Source organism: Enterobacter cloacae complex sp. IR53030 (genome assembly GCF_049238365.1).
Lineage (GTDB): Bacteria > Pseudomonadota > Gammaproteobacteria > Enterobacterales > Enterobacteriaceae > Enterobacter > Enterobacter kobei.
The window spans coordinates 73,502-90,892 of record NZ_JBMKHA010000015.1 but is presented as its reverse complement, the minus strand read 5'-3'; the positions used below and the strand labels follow the sequence as shown (position 1 = coordinate 90,892).

At 55.8% G+C, this 17,391-nt stretch carries 16 protein-coding genes and 1 pseudogene; 6 read left to right on the top strand and 11 right to left on the bottom strand.

The window, feature by feature from the left end; translation table 11 throughout:
• Positions 1 to 2 precede the first annotated feature (2 nt).
• The 10 genes and pseudogenes from ACOTXR_RS16045 to ACOTXR_RS16000 all read right to left on the bottom strand — a co-directional run.
• A complete protein-coding gene (locus tag ACOTXR_RS16045; RefSeq protein WP_014881896.1) occupies positions 3 to 569 on the bottom strand; it encodes an NADPH-dependent FMN reductase in 567 nt (188 codons plus the stop codon).
• 36 nt (positions 570 to 605) lie between these two features.
• Positions 606 to 1,352 (bottom strand): 4'-phosphopantetheinyl transferase family protein, encoded by a 747-nt coding sequence (locus tag ACOTXR_RS16040; protein WP_014881897.1) that lies wholly within the window; start codon positions 1,350 to 1,352, stop codon positions 606 to 608.
• A 122-nt stretch (positions 1,353 to 1,474) separates the two neighbouring features.
• On the bottom strand, positions 1,475 to 2,446 hold the full coding sequence (yidZ, locus tag ACOTXR_RS16035; RefSeq protein ID WP_058690205.1) for an HTH-type transcriptional regulator YidZ: 972 nt from the start codon (positions 2,444 to 2,446) through the stop codon (positions 1,475 to 1,477).
• Positions 2,415 to 3,590: an MFS transporter gene (locus tag ACOTXR_RS16030; protein WP_058690206.1), complete on the bottom strand. Its 1,176-nt coding sequence runs from the start codon at positions 3,588 to 3,590 to the stop codon at positions 2,415 to 2,417. Before ACOTXR_RS16030 ends, yidZ begins: the two co-directional genes overlap by 32 nt.
• A gap of 112 nt (positions 3,591 to 3,702) precedes the next feature.
• Positions 3,703 to 5,067 carry a tRNA uridine-5-carboxymethylaminomethyl(34) synthesis GTPase MnmE gene (mnmE, locus tag ACOTXR_RS16025; RefSeq protein WP_014881900.1) on the bottom strand — a complete coding sequence of 455 codons (1,365 nt, stop codon included), beginning with the start codon at positions 5,065 to 5,067 and terminating at the stop codon, positions 3,703 to 3,705.
• Positions 5,068 to 5,139: 72 nt separating this feature from the next.
• On the bottom strand, positions 5,140 to 6,783 hold the full coding sequence (gene yidC / locus ACOTXR_RS16020; protein ID WP_058690207.1) for a membrane protein insertase YidC: 1,644 nt from the start codon (positions 6,781 to 6,783) through the stop codon (positions 5,140 to 5,142).
• Positions 6,784 to 6,785: 2 nt separating this feature from the next.
• Complete coding sequence (gene yidD, locus ACOTXR_RS16015) at positions 6,786 to 7,043, bottom strand: membrane protein insertion efficiency factor YidD (protein ID WP_001307474.1); 258 nt, start codon at positions 7,041 to 7,043, stop codon at positions 6,786 to 6,788.
• Entirely contained in the window at positions 7,007 to 7,366 is a 360-nt protein-coding gene (gene rnpA / locus ACOTXR_RS16010) for a ribonuclease P protein component (RefSeq protein ID WP_014072458.1), read from the bottom strand. The genes yidD and rnpA overlap by 37 nt, the downstream gene beginning before the upstream one ends.
• A 16-nt stretch (positions 7,367 to 7,382) precedes the next feature.
• On the bottom strand, positions 7,383 to 7,523 hold the full coding sequence (gene rpmH / locus ACOTXR_RS16005) for a 50S ribosomal protein L34 (RefSeq protein WP_000831330.1): 141 nt from the start codon (positions 7,521 to 7,523) through the stop codon (positions 7,383 to 7,385).
• A 228-nt stretch (positions 7,524 to 7,751) separates the two neighbouring features.
• Positions 7,752 to 7,802, bottom strand: a pseudogene (locus tag ACOTXR_RS16000) (hypothetical protein); the annotation flags it as partial.
• A 321-nt stretch (positions 7,803 to 8,123) separates the two neighbouring features.
• Here ACOTXR_RS16000 and dnaA point away from each other — a divergent pair.
• Genes dnaA through gyrB form a run of 4 tightly spaced genes read left to right on the top strand, consistent with a single transcriptional unit; the run spans position 8,124 to position 14,136 of the window.
• Positions 8,124 to 9,518 carry a chromosomal replication initiator protein DnaA gene (gene dnaA, locus ACOTXR_RS15995; protein WP_014881902.1) on the top strand — a complete coding sequence of 465 codons (1,395 nt, stop codon included), beginning with the start codon at positions 8,124 to 8,126 and terminating at the stop codon, positions 9,516 to 9,518.
• A gap of 4 nt (positions 9,519 to 9,522) precedes the next feature.
• Positions 9,523 to 10,623 carry a DNA polymerase III subunit beta gene (gene dnaN / locus ACOTXR_RS15990; protein ID WP_010426557.1) on the top strand — a complete coding sequence of 367 codons (1,101 nt, stop codon included), beginning with the start codon at positions 9,523 to 9,525 and terminating at the stop codon, positions 10,621 to 10,623.
• On the top strand, positions 10,623 to 11,696 hold the full coding sequence (recF, locus tag ACOTXR_RS15985) for a DNA replication/repair protein RecF (protein WP_014881903.1): 1,074 nt from the start codon (positions 10,623 to 10,625) through the stop codon (positions 11,694 to 11,696). Before dnaN ends, recF begins: the two co-directional genes overlap by 1 nt.
• Positions 11,697 to 11,724: 28 nt before the next feature.
• Positions 11,725 to 14,136, top strand: coding sequence for a DNA topoisomerase (ATP-hydrolyzing) subunit B (gene gyrB / locus ACOTXR_RS15980; protein WP_058690208.1), 2,412 nt, complete (start codon positions 11,725 to 11,727; stop codon positions 14,134 to 14,136).
• Between the two features lie 33 nt (positions 14,137 to 14,169).
• On the opposite strand, the gene ACOTXR_RS15975 is transcribed toward gyrB, so the two are convergent.
• Positions 14,170 to 15,105: a LysR family transcriptional regulator gene (locus tag ACOTXR_RS15975; protein ID WP_058690209.1), complete on the bottom strand. Its 936-nt coding sequence runs from the start codon at positions 15,103 to 15,105 to the stop codon at positions 14,170 to 14,172.
• A gap of 109 nt (positions 15,106 to 15,214) precedes the next feature.
• On the opposite strand from ACOTXR_RS15975, the gene ACOTXR_RS15970 reads away from it, so the two are divergent.
• Complete coding sequence (locus ACOTXR_RS15970) at positions 15,215 to 16,240, top strand: zinc-dependent alcohol dehydrogenase family protein (RefSeq protein WP_058690210.1); 1,026 nt, start codon at positions 15,215 to 15,217, stop codon at positions 16,238 to 16,240.
• Positions 16,241 to 16,355: 115 nt separating this feature from the next.
• Positions 16,356 to 17,168: a sugar-phosphatase gene (gene yidA / locus ACOTXR_RS15965; protein WP_014881907.1), complete on the top strand. Its 813-nt coding sequence runs from the start codon at positions 16,356 to 16,358 to the stop codon at positions 17,166 to 17,168.
• Positions 17,169 to 17,391 lie beyond the last annotated feature (223 nt).

The following is a 17,391-nucleotide window of genomic DNA, read 5'->3' as shown; positions in this document are numbered from 1 at the left end:
TATCAGGCTTTAACCCGCTTAATATAATCCCCAAACGCCGTCAGCTGACCAGACAGATGGTCACGCGTGCTCTGGTCCACCACGTCACCCGTCTGCGGGTCGACCTTGTTCTGAATCACGCCACCCATAAACTCCGGCTTGTTCATCACCATCGCATCCAGGAATACCAGGATCTGGCGCAGGTGGTACTGGCAGCGTGCGCCACCAATGGCACCCATAGAACTGGTCTGAATGAGTACCGGTTTACCCGCCAGCGGCTGCTCAGGTAAACGGGACAGCCAGTCGATGGCATTCTTCAGGCCACCCGGAACCGAGTAGTTATACTCCGGGGTGACAATGACCACGCCGTCGGCCTGGCGGATCTGATCTGCCAGCGCCTCAACGCTCTGCGGGAACCCTTCTTCCTGCTGGACATCTGCATCATACAGCGGGATGTCACCAATAGACGGCAGGGCGCTAATCTCCATACCTGCCGGTGCCAGCTGTGGCAGCGTGCGGGCAACCATCCCGTTAAATGAACCTTTGCGCAGGCTTCCCAGTAACGTAACAACTTTCAACGTATCAGACATGATTACTCCTGTTTCATCATGATGACCCTGAATGGATCAGCTAAGGATGTATGCTTTTTCTGCCGGTAAACTGGTTAATCGCATCAGACGTGCGGCGGGTTCGTTGGCTCGCTCGGGCACATCCGGAAGAGTACGCCATCCCTCTTTACTGTCAAATGCCCAAACCTTTAGCCGTTCGATGGCGGGGCTGACGGCAACGGACCATATCAACACATCTTCTGCATCGCTGAGCGCTTCTACAAGCGTTGCCTGAGCGGCACGCAGGCGTCCGGAGCCTGGCAACAGCTGCAACTGACGGGCGTCATCTGAGGCACAACCGCAGAGCTTGCGGATGCTCTGGCGCAGGGTGATGAGCTGAGCTCTGGCCTCGACAGGATCGGTTTGGTTGCGCACCCAGAGTTTTTCATTACTTGAGAGCGGGTAGTCATCGTGCGGGCTTGCACCGTGGAATCCTCGCGTTGCACGCTGAAGCTCCATATCCAGCCCGCAATCCCCCTCGGTGGTTAGCGCTACACCAATGATATTCCCCGTGTAGGCAATAGAAAAACGGGGGAGATCCGGGTCGGCAAAGACCGGGCGGCCTTCGGGTTGGGTGATGATCTCAGGCAGTTCGCTGGTGCCATACAGCATGAACATCAGTTCTGCGAGCAGCGCTCTGGACGCTAAAAAACGCGTTCTGCGGTGTTCGGGGAGTTTGAGCGCCTCACTGTGACAGGCGGAAGAGATTCTGGCCGATACGAGACGTCCTTCTGTGAGTATCCCTCTTGCAAAGTGCGTTGCCATTTTTCGCTCCTTGATAATGGTCGTATTCGGTTAAACGGTTACATGATTATCGCTCAACTTGCCTCCTGTTTTAATCAGTAAATGGGCGTAAGAGAAGCCTTAGGACCGAACTTTACATTTTCTTAGGCAAAAATCGGACTGTTGGCACCGTATAAGGCCTTGATGGTCTCCCGTAGCCAGAGGATTTTCGGATTATGGCTGTTCCGTTTATGCCAGATCAGCGTGAAGGGAACGGTCAGCTTTTCAGCCTGCGCTTCGTCAATGGGAATGGGAAGCGCGATCAGCTTCCGCTGGTGGAGGTGATTATAGTGATGGCAGTAGTGCGGAGCGGTGGCGATATAGTTATGACCGGGCTGAGCCGCCATAAACATCGCCTGTTCGAAGCCCGGCAGGCTCATGGCGATGGAGCGTTCACGTCCCATCTCCTTGAGAACTTCATCAAGCGCCCAGGTGTCGCTGCGTTCCCAGAAGATGCTGATATGGGGGTAGCGCAGGAAGGTCTCCAGATCCCACTCTTCCTGAAGTGCCGGATGGTCCTCGCGCAGATAGACGCACGGACGGTCGCTAAACAGGATTTCGTAGTCGATAAACCACGGCATCAGTTTCAGCAGTTCCCGCGAGCGCGGGTGCGTTTCGCGGCCGGTGAAGCCCACATCCACTTCCCCGCGCGTAATGGCGTCCAGCGAATCGTAATCCCAGTGACGCATCTTCACCGTTGCCTGCGGATAGCGCTGGTTCACCTGTTCCAGCAGGTCATTGAAGCGGATCAGCATCAACGGCGTTTCTGCAGCCAGCATGAACGTTAGCCCGCCCGGCGAATCATGATGGAATTTGTCGAGGATCTGGTTGCCGATTTGCATCCAGTCCGCCAGGTCCTGCTCCAGGCTGACCGTTAGCGGCGTGGGCAGTAGCCCTAACGGCGTTTTGACAAACAGCGGGTCGTCGAACCAGTCGCGCAGCTTGCCCAGTGATTTACTTACCGCTGACGGCGTGACGTTCATCCGCTTTGCGGCTTTGGTGACGCTGCGCTCCTGCAGCAAAAGCTGCAGACAAAGCAAAAGGTTAAGATCGAGATTGCTGATGGGCTTCTTCATAGTTTGCCGCAGGCTGGATAACCAAAAGTAAAGTGATGCAGACCATGCTACAGCCAATCAGAATCCCGATCAGCATATTGAGCGCGTTAAGTCCGATGACCGCCGCCAGCCAAATCCACAGCGATGAACCGCAGACCTGCGCGATCCCCAGCACCGAACTTGCCACGCCTGCCCGCAGCGAGAACGGGCCGAGCGCCTGACTCATCGCGACGCCAAAACCAACCGAGAATCCGGCGCAAATGAGGGTAATGCCCACCAGCATCACCGCGTGTGAGCTTGCCGTCGCCAGGATAAGACCTGCAGCGAGGAACAGCACCTGCGAGGTCAGCATCAGCATGCGCTGGCTGAAAATATTGAGTGCAAAAGGAGTGGAGAAGGAGACGGCCATACTGACCATGGCGGTTAAGGCCATCACCGTTGAATACTCACCGCGATCGAAGCCCATGGTCTCCATCAGCAATACAGGTGAAACGTTTACATAGGTCAGGATCACCGCCACGCTGAGCGTAGTGACGGCCAGGCGACTAAGGAAAAAGCGGTTGATGAGCTTCTCGGCCGGGTAAATGCTTGACGTATGACCGCTATTCTGCGAACCCGGGTGGGTCTCTTTCAGCACGGCAATCGACAGGACAAACACCAGCGCACCCATGGCTGCCATGGTCCAGAACAGGCTTTGCCACGGGAGTTTCAGCATGATCAGATAGCCTACGACGGGAGCCAGCACCGGGATGATGCAGGTTATGCCGTTCAGCATGGAGAGCACCTTCGCGCGACGCTGGGCGCTTAAGGTATCGCGCAGGATCGCAAAGGCCACCACATAGCAGCCACCCGCTCCAATGCCCTGAATAAAACGTCCTGTCAGGAACAGGTTGCTTTCCTGGGCGACGGAACACAGTATCGATGCCAGGGCGAACACAATCGCACCGGTAATCGCGACAGGCTGACGACCTGCCTTATCCGCAATTTTTCCCGCAAACACCATCGACGACGCCATCCCCGCGAGGTAGGCCGAAAACGCAATATGCAGTTGCGCTTCGCTGGCACCCAGATCGCGGGCGATGTGCGGTAATCCCACCAGATACATATCAATGCCAGACGGATAAAGCAGAACAAGCGCAAAACTACAAAACAGAAAACGAGCCATAACCCCCCCTATGGATGCAGGCAAGCAGAATAGGGGGAGAAGAGGGATTAAGCGAGTTGCCATTTGGACAATGGTGATTTCCTGGGAGGAAATCACCATGGATTAGCGAGTGTCATTTGCCAATACAGAAGCTCGAGAAAATCCTTCCCAGCAGATCGTCCGAGGTAAACTCCCCGGTGATCTCACTCAGATTCTGCTGCGCCAGACGCAGCTCTTCCGCCAGCAGTTCACCCGCCCAGGCGCCGATCAGCTGTGCTTTGCCCTGGTCGAGATGACGGGCCGCCTCTTCCAGCGCCTGCAGGTGACGACGGCGCGCCAGGAAGCCGCCTTCCATGCTGGTGTCAAAGCCCATGCTCTGCTTGAGATGGTTACGCAGGTCGTCCACGCCCTCACCGGTGCGCGCCGACAGGCGAATGAGCGAGTGACCATTCACATCGCTGATACCCAGCGTTTCGCCGGTTACGTCCGCTTTGTTGCGCACTACGGTGATCGGCAGCTTAGCCGGCAGGCGGGCGATAAAATCTGGCCAGATCTCAGCCGGGTCAACGGCGTCGGTGGTGGTGCCGTCCACCATAAACAGCACGCGGTCAGCCTGCTCGATCTCCTGCCAGGCGCGTTCAATACCAATACGCTCAACTTCATCGCTGGCATCGCGCAGACCGGCGGTATCGATAATGTGCAGCGGCATCCCGTCGATGTGGATATGCTCGCGCAGCACGTCGCGGGTGGTACCGGCAATGTCGGTCACAATGGCCGCTTCACGGCCCGCCAGGGCATTCAGCAGGCTCGATTTCCCGGCGTTCGGGCGCCCGGCAATGACCACCTTCATCCCTTCGCGCAGCAGGCTGCCCTGACGCGCCTCGGCGCGCACCGCGTCGAGGTCGCTCATCACCTGGTTGAGCTGGGCTTCGATTTTTCCGTCAGAGAGGAAGTCGATCTCCTCGTCAGGGAAGTCGATAGCTGCTTCCACGTAGATCCGAAGGTGAGTAAGTGCTTCCACCAGGTGATTCACGCGGGCAGAAAATGCCCCCTGAAGCGAGTTCAGGGCGGAGCGAGCCGCCTGTTCAGAACTGGCGTCGATCAGGTCGGCAATCGCCTCGGCCTGGGCTAGGTCAAGCTTATCGTTCAGAAAAGCACGCTCGGAGAACTCGCCCGGCTTCGCAATTCGCAGGCCCGGCAGGGTCAGAATACGTTTTAACAGCAGGTCGAGGATCACCGGGCCGCCGTGGCCCTGCAGCTCCAGCACGTCTTCGCCGGTAAAGGAGTTCGGGCCGGGGAACCACAGCGCAATGCCCTGGTCCAGCGGCGTACCGTCGCTGTCTTTAAATGGCAGGTAATCCGCGTAGCGCGGTTTTGGCAGTTTACCCAGCACCGCTTCGGCCACCTCGCGCGCCTTCAGGCCGGAGATGCGCAGAATACCTACACCACCGCGTCCCGGTGGGGTTGCCTGGGCGACGATAGTGTCGTTATGGCTCATGGTTGCTCTCGTTCAATACAAATAAAAAAGGCGGTCAATCGACCGCCCTTATTTTAGCGTTAACTTATCGGATCAGGACTTTTTCTTTTCGCGGCTATGCAGGCCACGTTTTTCCAGACCACGGTAAATCAGCTGCTGCTGGATGATGGTCACCAGGTTGCTGACGATATAGTACAGCACCAGACCTGACGGGAACCACAGGAAGAACACGGTGAAGATGACCGGCATAAAGGTCATAATCTTCTGCTGCATCGGGTCGGTCACGGTGGTCGGCGACATCTTCTGGATGAAGAACATCGTCACGCCCATCAGGATCGGCAGGATGTAGTATGGGTCCTGTGCGGACAGGTCATGGATCCACAGGGCGAACGGCGCATGGCGCAGCTCAACGGAACCCATCAGCATGTAGTACAGCGCAAGGAAGATTGGCATCTGAATCAGCAGCGGGAAGCAACCACCCAGCGGGTTCACTTTCTCTGCTTTATACAGGGCCATCATTTCCTGGCTCTGACGCTGTTTGTCATCGCCCAGACGCTCACGCATTGCCTGAATCTTCGGCTGCAGCATACGCATCTTCGCCATGGAGGTGTACTGCGCTTTGGTCAGCGGGTACATGATGCCACGAACGATAAAGGTGATAACGATGATGGAGAAGCCCCAGTTACCCAGGAAGCTGTGGATGAACTTCAGCAGCTTAAACAGCGGCTGAGAGATGAACCACAACCAACCGTAATCGACGGTCAGATCCAGGTGCGGCGCAACAGCAGCCATTTTGTCCTGGATTTCCGGGCCGACCCACAGGGTGCTTGCCAGCTTACCGGTTTGACCCGGCTGAACCAGAACTGGCTGAGATTTGTAGCCGATGGCTGCAATACCGTTGCCCAGGTTCGCGGTGTAGAAGTTATTGGTACCGTCGTTATTTGGCACCCATGCAGTCGCGAAATACTGCTGCAGCATTGCCACCCAACCGCCTTTAGCACTGACGTTCAGGTTTTCGTTATCGGCAATGGTGTCGAACTTGTATTTCTCATACTTCGCGTCAGGCGTGGAGTATGCCGCGCCACGGAAGGTGTGCAGCGCGAAGTTGCTGCTTCCGGTGTCACGGTGAGACGGCAGATTGATGGACTGCTTCAGCTGACCGAAGGTAGACAGTTCCAGCGGTTTCGCACCGGTGTTCTGTACGCTGTAGCCCACGTTTACCGCATATTCACCGCGTTTCAGGGTGAAGGTTTTAGTGAACGTGTTGCCTGCCGCGTCGGTATAGGTCATCGGGATAACGAGTTCGTTCTGGCCATCAGCCAGCGCAAAGGTGTCGCTCTCGACGTTATACAGTGGACGCGCACCGTTAGCCGGGTTATCCGGGCCATCACGACCGGTCAGGCCGCTCTGCGCCTGGTAGATAAACTCTGGCGTGGTTTCCAGTAACTGGAACGGTTCGGTAGACTTCAGCTCTTTCGGGTAGGTCAACAGCAGCGCCTGCTCAACATCACCACCACGGGTGTTGATAGTCAGCTCAAGCACATCGGTCTTAACCGTAATCTGTTTCCCCTGGCCACTGGCCGGTACGCCCTGGTCGGCGGCGCTACCCGATGCGGTGGTCGTAGTCTGCGTGGTCTGCTGCTGGGGTTGAGGATTTTTATCCTGCTCCCATGCCTGCCAGATCATGAAAGACACGAACAACAAAGCGATGATAAGAAGATTGCGTTGCGAATCCATCGTTAGTGTTCTCTGGTATCAAAAGGTCCTGGGGGGACGGGGTCGTCTCCACCGGGGTGTAAAGGGTGGCATTTTAATACGCGTTTCACCGTCAACCAACTGCCTTTTATCACTCCAAACCTGCGCAATGCCTCAATTCCGTAGCTTGAGCATGTTGGTGTGAAACGGCAGTGCGGCCCGAGTAGCGGACTAATCAGGCGTTGATAGACCCGAATGAGGGCTATCAGGACCCGTGAGCCAGGCGACAGTGGCGGCGCCATAATTTTTCCAACGCTTCCGAGAGAGCACGGTTATCGAGGTCGGCAACCCCCTTTTTAGCCACCACCACGAAATCCATAGAAGGCAGTTCGTGCTGACGTAAACGGAAGCTTTCACGCGTCAGACGTTTAATCCGATTGCGTTCATGCGCGCGCTTAACGTTTTTCTTGGCGACTGTGAGACCGATGCGGGGATGCCCCAGCGAATTTTGGCGGCCGAGGATGGTGATTTGCGGCGTGCCAGCCCGTTGTGGCTGCTGGAAGACGAAAGTGAAATGAGTGGGAGTTAACAAACGTAACTCCCTGGGAAATGCGAGCTTAACCACTCAGGGGTTAGCTTTATTACTTGGAAACGGTCAGACGAGCGCGGCCTTTAGCACGACGACGTGCCAGAACCTGACGACCATTTTTAGTAGCCATACGAGCACGGAAGCCGTGAGAACGGTTGCGCTTCAGTACAGACGGTTGAAAAGTGCGTTTCATGGCGATTTCTACCTAAACTTGAATAAATTCACTGACTTTTGCGTATACCCGAACGAGTTTCGAACGACTAACGCCTCAGCGTGGGTGATTAAAGAGGCCGGATTGTAATAATTGTACACTCCGGAGTCAATTCTCTTTCCTTATTTCCCGCGTATTTCCGCACGATTTCGCGTGGAAAATGAGCAACGGACGACGCAGGAAGATGAGCATCACGCGCCGGGTCGAGGATTATACGGGCTCGGCAACAAAGCGCAAGGATCGTCCCGGATCTTCGTTAGATCATTTAAGCAATAAATTGTCGTTGCTCATTAAATTTTCCAATATGCGGGCTAAATCGCGAGGCACTCGCGCCAGGATCGTTTACACTTACCCGGTTTCGGATCTTCCTGTGGATAAATCGGGAAGAATCTGTGAGAAACAGAAGATCTCTGGCTCAGTTTAGGCTATGATCCGCGGTCCCGATCGGGATCCCAGGATCCTGGTCAGGATTAAATTGCAGATAGCAATTCGCACGTCACCCTTTGCACAGGGTCATGTCGATGTGCGCCAACAATCATGAATATTCAATAGTTTTCTTTTATTGTTCGAGTGGAGTCCGCCGTGTCACTTTCGCTTTGGCAGCAGTGTCTTGCCCGATTGCAGGATGAGTTACCAGCCACAGAATTCAGTATGTGGATCCGCCCGTTGCAGGCGGAGCTGAGCGATAACACGCTGGCTTTGTATGCGCCAAACCGTTTTGTGCTCGATTGGGTAAGAGACAAGTACCTTAATAACATCAATGGCCTGCTGAACGATTTCTGCGGGTCAGATGTCCCGCAGCTGCGTTTTGAAGTGGGCACCAGGCCCGTCACCCAAACCGTTCGTGAAACCGTGAATGTCGCAGCGCCAGCTCAGGCCGCTCCTGCGCCAGCCCCTCGCGTTGCACCTGCTCGTCAGGGCTGGGATAACGTGCCTGCACCGGCAGAGCCAACCTACCGCTCCAACGTTAACGTGAAGCACACGTTCGATAACTTCGTTGAAGGTAAGTCGAACCAGTTGGCGCGCGCGGCGGCTCGTCAGGTTGCTGATAACCCCGGAGGCGCCTACAACCCGCTGTTCCTGTATGGCGGCACGGGTCTGGGTAAAACGCACCTGCTGCACGCGGTGGGTAACGGCATTATGGCCCGCAAGCCGAATGCGAAAGTGGTGTATATGCACTCCGAGCGCTTCGTTCAGGACATGGTAAAAGCCCTGCAAAACAATGCGATCGAAGAGTTTAAACGCTACTACCGCTCCGTTGATGCGCTGCTGATCGATGACATCCAGTTCTTTGCCAATAAAGAACGATCGCAGGAAGAATTTTTCCACACCTTCAACGCCCTGCTGGAAGGTAATCAGCAGATCATTCTGACCTCGGATCGTTATCCTAAAGAGATCAACGGCGTTGAAGATCGTCTGAAATCCCGCTTCGGCTGGGGCCTGACCGTGGCGATCGAGCCGCCGGAGCTGGAAACCCGCGTCGCGATCCTGATGAAAAAAGCCGATGAGAACGACATTCGCCTGCCGGGTGAAGTGGCGTTCTTTATTGCCAAGCGTCTTCGTTCCAATGTGCGTGAGCTGGAAGGAGCACTGAACCGCGTGATCGCCAATGCCAACTTTACCGGTCGTGCGATCACCATCGATTTTGTGCGAGAAGCGCTGCGTGATCTGCTGGCATTGCAGGAAAAACTGGTCACTATCGACAATATTCAAAAGACGGTGGCCGAGTACTACAAGATCAAAGTGGCAGATTTACTGTCTAAACGTCGTTCCCGCTCGGTGGCGCGTCCGCGTCAGATGGCGATGGCGCTGGCAAAGGAGTTAACCAACCACAGTCTGCCGGAAATCGGCGATGCGTTTGGTGGCCGTGACCATACGACCGTCCTGCATGCGTGCCGCAAGATTGAGCAGTTACGCGAAGAAAGCCACGACATAAAAGAAGATTTCTCCAATTTAATCAGAACACTATCATCGTGACGCTATGAAATTTACCGTTGAACGTGAACATTTATTAAAACCGCTGCAACAGGTGAGTGGCCCATTAGGTGGCCGCCCAACGCTGCCTATTCTCGGAAACCTGCTGCTTCAGGTCGCGGACGGTACGCTGTCGCTGACCGGTACAGATCTGGAAATGGAAATGATCGCGCGCGTTACGCTGACGCAGCCGCACGACGCGGGCGCGACCACGGTTCCGGCACGTAAATTCTTTGATATCTGCCGTGGGCTGCCGGAAGGTGCTGAAATTGCCGTGCAGCTGGAAGGCGATCGTATGCTGGTGCGCTCTGGCCGCAGCCGTTTTTCGCTCTCCACGCTGCCTGCTGCAGACTTCCCGAACCTGGACGACTGGCAGAGTGAAGTTGAATTCACCCTGCCGCAGGCGACGATGAAGCGTTTGATTGAAGCCACGCAGTTCTCCATGGCGCATCAGGACGTTCGTTACTACTTAAACGGCATGCTGTTCGAAACCGAAGGCGAAGAGCTGCGTACCGTAGCGACCGACGGCCACCGTCTGGCGGTCTGTTCTATGCCGATTGGCGACTCGCTGCCAAACCATTCGGTGATCGTGCCGCGTAAAGGGGTGATTGAGCTGATGCGTATGCTCGACGGTGGCGATACGCCGCTGCGCGTGCAGATCGGCAGCAATAACATCCGCGCGCATGTGGGCGATTTTGTCTTCACTTCGAAGCTGGTTGACGGCCGTTTCCCGGATTATCGCCGCGTATTGCCGAAGAACCCGGACAAGACACTGGAAGCGGGCTGCGATAGCCTCAAGCAGGCGTTTGCCCGTGCCGCCATTCTCTCTAACGAGAAATTTCGCGGCGTGCGTCTGTACGTGAGTGAAAACCAGATCAAAATCACCGCCAATAACCCGGAGCAGGAAGAGGCAGAAGAGATTCTGGACGTCACCTACGCCGGAACCGAGATGGAAATCGGCTTCAACGTCAGCTATGTGCTGGACGTGTTGAACGCGCTGAAATGCGAGAACGTGCGCATTCTGCTGACCGACTCCGTATCGAGCGTACAGATTGAAGATGCTGCCAGCCAAAGCGCGGCTTATGTTGTCATGCCAATGAGACTGTAATGTCGCTCACCCGTCTGTTGATCCGCGACTTTCGCAACATCGAAAGCGCGGATCTCGCTCTCTCCCCTGGCTTTAACTTCCTGGTTGGCGCAAACGGCAGTGGCAAAACCAGCGTGCTGGAAGCCATCTACACGCTCGGCCATGGTCGGGCGTTTCGCAGTTTGCAGATTGGCCGCGTCATTCGCCACGAGCAGGAATCTTTTGTTCTGCATGGGCGTTTGCAGGGGGCGGAGCGAGAAACCGCCATTGGCCTGACCAAAGACAAGCAGGGCGACAGCAAGGTACGCATCGACGGCACCGACGGCCACAAGGTGGCGGAGCTGGCGCTGCTCATGCCGATGCAGCTGATTACGCCCGAGGGGTTTACTTTACTCAACGGCGGCCCCAAATACAGAAGAGCATTCCTCGACTGGGGATGCTTTCACAACGAAGCCGGTTTCTTTAACGCCTGGAGCAACCTGAAGCGCCTGCTCAAGCAGCGTAACGCCGCGTTGCGCCAGGTCACCCGTTACGCCCAGCTGCGCCCGTGGGATTTGGAGCTTATCCCTCTCGCGGAACAGATCAGCCGCTGGCGTGCCGAATACAGCGCAGGTATCGCCGAAGACATGGCCGACACCTGCAAACAGTTTTTACCCGAGTTCTCTCTCACCTTCTCCTTCCAGCGCGGCTGGGAGAAAGAGACGGATTATGCCGAGGTGTTAGAGAGAAACTTCGAGCGCGACCGCATGCTGACCTACACCGCGCACGGCCCGCACAAGGCGGATTTCCGCATTCGTGCCGACGGTGCGCCGGTGGAAGACACATTGTCGCGCGGGCAACTCAAGCTCCTGATGTGCGCACTGCGCCTGGCGCAGGGAGAGTTCCTCACTCGCGAGAGCGGGCGACGCTGCCTGTACCTGATAGATGATTTTGCCTCGGAACTTGACGACGCGCGGCGCGGGCTGCTTGCCAGCCGCTTAAAAGCCACGCAGTCGCAGGTTTTCGTCAGCGCGATTAGCGCTGAACACGTTATGGACATGTCGGACGAAAATTCGAAGATGTTTACCGTGGAAAAGGGTAAAATAACGGATTAACCCAAGTTGAAATGAGCGAGAAACGTTGATGTCGAATTCTTATGACTCCTCCAGTATCAAAGTCCTGAAAGGGCTGGATGCGGTGCGTAAGCGCCCGGGTATGTATATCGGCGACACGGATGACGGCACCGGTCTGCACCACATGGTATTCGAGGTGGTAGATAACGCTATCGACGAAGCGCTCGCGGGTCACTGTAAAGACATCGTGGTCACCATCCATGCGGACAACTCCGTCTCCGTCACTGATGATGGCCGTGGCATCCCAACCGGTATTCACCCGGAAGAGGGCGTCTCTGCTGCGGAAGTGATCATGACCGTTCTGCACGCAGGCGGTAAGTTTGACGATAACTCCTATAAAGTTTCCGGCGGCCTGCACGGCGTAGGCGTCTCCGTGGTTAACGCCCTGTCGCAGAAGCTGGAACTGGTTATCCAGCGTGAAGGCAAAATCCACCGTCAGCTTTATACGCACGGCGTGCCGCAGGCACCGCTGGCCGTCACTGGCGACACCGACAAAACCGGTACCATGGTGCGTTTCTGGCCGAGCCTCGAAACCTTCACCAACGTCACCGAATTCGAGTATGACATCCTGGCGAAACGCCTGCGTGAACTGTCGTTCCTGAACTCCGGTGTGTCGATTCGTCTGCGCGACAAGCGTGACAATAAAGAAGACCACTTCCACTATGAAGGCGGGATCAAGGCGTTCGTTGAGTATCTGAATAAGAATAAAACGCCAATTCACCCGAATATCTTCTACTTCTCCACAGAAAAAGACGGTATCGGCGTTGAAGTGGCGTTGCAGTGGAACGATGGTTTCCAGGAAAACATCTACTGCTTCACCAACAACATTCCACAGCGTGACGGCGGTACGCACCTGGCGGGCTTCCGCGCGGCGATGACCCGTACCCTGAACGCCTACATGGACAAAGAAGGCTACAGCAAAAAAGCGAAAGTCAGCGCCACCGGCGACGATGCCCGTGAAGGTTTGATTGCCGTTGTCTCCGTGAAGGTGCCGGATCCGAAGTTCTCATCACAGACCAAAGATAAGCTGGTCTCTTCTGAGGTGAAATCGGCGGTTGAACAGCAGATGAACGAACTGCTGAGCGAATACCTGCTGGAAAACCCGTCTGACGCGAAAATCGTTGTCGGCAAAATTATTGACGCGGCACGTGCTCGTGAAGCTGCGCGTAAAGCCCGTGAAATGACCCGTCGTAAAGGCGCTCTGGACTTAGCGGGTCTGCCAGGCAAGCTGGCTGACTGCCAGGAACGCGACCCGGCGCTCTCTGAACTGTACCTTGTGGAAGGGGACTCCGCGGGCGGTTCTGCGAAGCAGGGCCGTAACCGTAAGAACCAGGCAATCCTGCCGTTGAAGGGTAAAATCCTCAACGTTGAGAAGGCGCGCTTCGACAAAATGCTCTCTTCTCAGGAAGTAGCGACGCTTATCACCGCGCTGGGCTGCGGCATTGGGCGTGACGAGTACAACCCGGACAAACTGCGTTATCACAGCATCATCATCATGACCGATGCGGACGTCGACGGCTCGCACATCCGTACGCTGCTGTTGACCTTCTTCTATCGTCAGATGCCGGAAATCGTTGAACGTGGCCACGTCTACATTGCACAGCCACCGCTGTACAAAGTGAAGAAAGGCAAGCAGGAACAGTACATTAAAGATGACGATGCGATGGATCAGTACCAAATCGCGATCGCGCTTGACGGTGCAACCCTGCACGCGAACTCTCATGCCCCTGCACTGGCCGGCGAGCCGCTGGAGCGTCTGGTTTCTGAGTTCAACGCCACTCAGAAAATGATTGGTCGTATGGAGCGTCGTTATCCGAAAGCGCTGCTGAAGGAGCTGATCTATCAGCCAACCCTGACTGAAGCCGAACTGAGCGACGAACAGGCAGTTACCCGCTGGGTGAACACCCTGGTGAGCGAGCTGAACGAGAAAGAGCAGCACGGTAGCCAGTGGAAATTTGACGTTCAGCAGAACGCGGCCCATCAGTTCGAGCCGATTGTTCGCGTGCGCACCCACGGCGTCGACACCGACTACCCGCTGGAGCACGAATTCGTGACCGGTCCGGAATACCGTCGTATCTGCACCCTCGGCGAGAAGCTGCGCGGTCTGATCGAAGACGATGCGTTTATCGAACGTGGCGAACGTCGTCAGCCGGTAGCCAGCTTCGAGCAGGCGCTGGACTGGCTGGTGAAAGAGTCCCGTCGCGGTCTTTCTATCCAGCGTTATAAAGGTCTGGGCGAAATGAACCCGGATCAGCTGTGGGAAACCACCATGGATCCAGAAAGCCGTCGTATGCTGCGCGTCACCGTGAAAGATGCGATTGCAGCCGACCAGCTGTTCACGACGTTGATGGGCGATGCGGTTGAACCACGCCGTGCCTTCATCGAAGAGAACGCGCTGAAAGCGGCGAATATCGATATTTAATCGTAGTGAGATTGCTTTACTGAGGCCGCGCATTTAGCGCGGCTTTTTTATGGCCGCAGACAAATCCAGCGACAGCACTGACGGTAAACGGCTGGCGAGCATATCGACGGCAATTCTGACTCTCAGTGGCAGATGTGGCGTCTTTTGCCAGACTGCATGAACGTCGAAGCGCACTTCCGGTGCCTGCTTTAACAGCGGGATGAGTTTTCCCTGATGAATTTCTCTGCTGGCCATCCAGCAGGGCAGCCACGCAATGCCGTGTCCGGCCAGCGCCGCATCGCAGATAGCCTGCAAGTCGTCCATGTTGAGTGAGGAGCGGGGAGTAAAGGTGTGCGACGTCCCTTCGTTATCCATCAGCTCCCAGGGCAAAACTCTGCCTGCGCGCAGATAGTTAATGGCTGCATGGTGTGCTAAATCCGCAACGCTTTGTGGCTGGCCCCTCTCCAGCAGGTAATCCGGCGCGGCGCACAGCACCATCCGGTGCTCCCCCAGCCTTCTGGCGACCAGCATGCTACTGTCCTGAAGCGTGCCGTTACGTACCGCCATATCGAATCCTTCCTCCACGAGATCCACCACGCGGTCGCTGAACGACATTTCCAGTTCAAGACCGGGGTGCTCCTGCGCCAGTTCTATCAGCAAAGGGGCAACGCACTGACGGCCAAACAGAACCGGCATGGCGACGCGCAGGCGGCCACGGATCTGCTGTCTCCCGGACTCAAGCAACGATTCTGCGCCCCGAATCTCCTCCAGCGCGCGCAGGCAGCGTTCATAAAAAAGTGCGCCGTTATCGGTCAGCTTCAGGCTACGGGTGGTTCGCTGAAACAGACGAACGCCAAGACGCTGTTCAAGGCGAGCGATGCTTTTTCCTACCGCCGAGCGTGACAAATGCAGACGGATGGCGGCCTGAGCAAAACTTCCCGCCTCCACGGCGGCGACAAAAACAGGGATATCCTTCAGCGTATCGCTCATGAATTGTATCTTTTGTGGCGTCAATAAAGAGAAAACTTATCGCCACTGGAGAGATTAAGTCAACGGTAGACTGTCAGAACTGAAGCTTAATAGATGGCAGGAGTAAATTATGACAGAGACAATGCAACGCTGGTCCATGAATGACCTCGGGCGCGAGAACCTCAGACTCATTCAGGAACCTGTTCAAACGCCTGGCCCGGGTGAAGTGCGCGTACGGGTAAATGCCGTTGCACTTAACTATCGCGATAAAATGGTTATTGAAGGCACGATGCCGATTCCGCTTACCTTCCCGTTTACCCCTGCGTCTGACATGGCGGGCGTGGTGGACAGCACGGGCGAAGGCGTAACACGTTTCAAACCCGGCGCTCGCGTCATTTCCACTTTCTTCCCGGAGTGGATCGACGGCAGGCCGCAGGCGGACGCGCGCAATTTGCCCTATAAAACCTCCGGCGGCTATTTCCAGGGAATGCTGGCCGAGTATGTGATTGTGAAGGAAGACGCGCTGGTGGCCGCCCCGGACACTCTGGACGATGCAGAAGCCAGCACGCTGCCCTGCGCAGGGCTTACCGCCTGGTTCGCGCTGGTGGAGCGCGGTCAGTTACGTGCCGGGCAATCGGTACTGGTGCAGGGGACGGGCGGCGTGGCGATATTCGCCCTGCAGATCGCAAAAGCGCACGGCGCAGAGGTGTTTGTCACCTCGGGGAGCGATGAAAAACTGGCGCTGGCCAAAAAACTGGGCGCCACCCAGGGCATCAACCGGCTGAAAGGCGACTGGGCTGAAAATACCCTGGCGCTCACGCAGGATCGCGGCATCGACCATATTATCGAAACCGTGGGGGGAGAGAACCTGAAGCATTCCCTGCGTGCCGTTGCCGTTCACGGGCGTATTTCTGTTATTGGCGTGCTGGCCGGAAGTGAGATTTCGCTGTCCGCTGGCGAACTGTTGCTGAAATCTCCGGTCATTCAGGGGATTGGCGTCGGGCACCGCCGGGCGCTGGAAGATTTCGTCCGCGCTGTGGATGTGACGGGACTGAAACCTGTGATCGAGCATCGCTACCGCTTTGATGAACTCGAACAGGCGCTTAAACACCTGGATCGCGGTGCGTTTGGCAAAATTGTCCTGACCCGCGAGTAAGGCATTATTCCCCGGGATGCGGGTAAAAGGGGCACTTCTGTTGCGCAATGTAGCTCTATTTTTGTGTGCTTAATCGCGTTAGCATGAGACAGCACTCATTTATCCTGGGGAACTCATGGCTATCAAACTCATTGCAATCGACATGGATGGCACGCTGCTGCTGCCAGACCACACTATCTCTCCTGCCGTTAAAAACGCGATCGCTGCCGCACGCGCGAAGGGCGTGAATGTGGTACTGACCACCGGGCGTCCGTATGCGGGCGTGCACAGTTACCTGAAAGAGCTGCACATGAACCAGCCGGGTGATTACTGCATCACCTATAACGGCGCGCTGGTGCAGAAAGCCGCAGATGGCAGCACGGTTGCGCAAACGGCACTGAGCTACGACGACTATCTCTTCCTGGAAAAACTTTCCCGTGAAGTGGGCTCTCACTTCCACGCGCTCGATCGCAATACGCTCTACACCGCCAACCGCGATATCAGCTACTACACGGTGCATGAATCTTACGTTGCGACCATTCCGCTGGTCTTCTGTGAAGCCGAGAAAATGGACCCGGCGACGCAGTTCCTGAAAGTGATGATGATCGATGAGCCGGAGATCCTGGATAAAGCCATCGCGCGTATTCCGGCAGAGGTCAAAGAGAAGTACACCGTGTTGAAAAGCGCGCCGTACTTCCTCGAAATTCTCGATAAACGCGTCAATAAAGGCACGGGTGTAAAATCACTGGCTGACGCGCTGGGTATTAAACCTGAGGAAATCATGGCGCTGGGCGACCAGGAAAACGACATCGCGATGATTGAATTTGCGGGGATGGGCGTCGCGATGGATAACGCGATCCCGTCGGTGAAAGACGTGGCTAACTTCGTCACCAAATCCAATCTGGAAGACGGTGTGGCGTACGCCATCGAGAAGTTTGTGCTGCAGTAACGCCTGTTTGCATTCATCGGCCTCGGTTATCAACCGGGGCTTTTTTTTGCGCTGAATTTATTGAATTGTTCTTTTTGTGATCTTGATTGTAGTACAACATTGAATGATTGTACTACATTAAAGCCATGGCAAAGACGAACTCCCTCACGTTTGTACTGCAAAAGTGAGGTGAAATTCGGCGGTCGCGGTAAAGTAGTCATGTACACAAAGAGCACAAGGACTC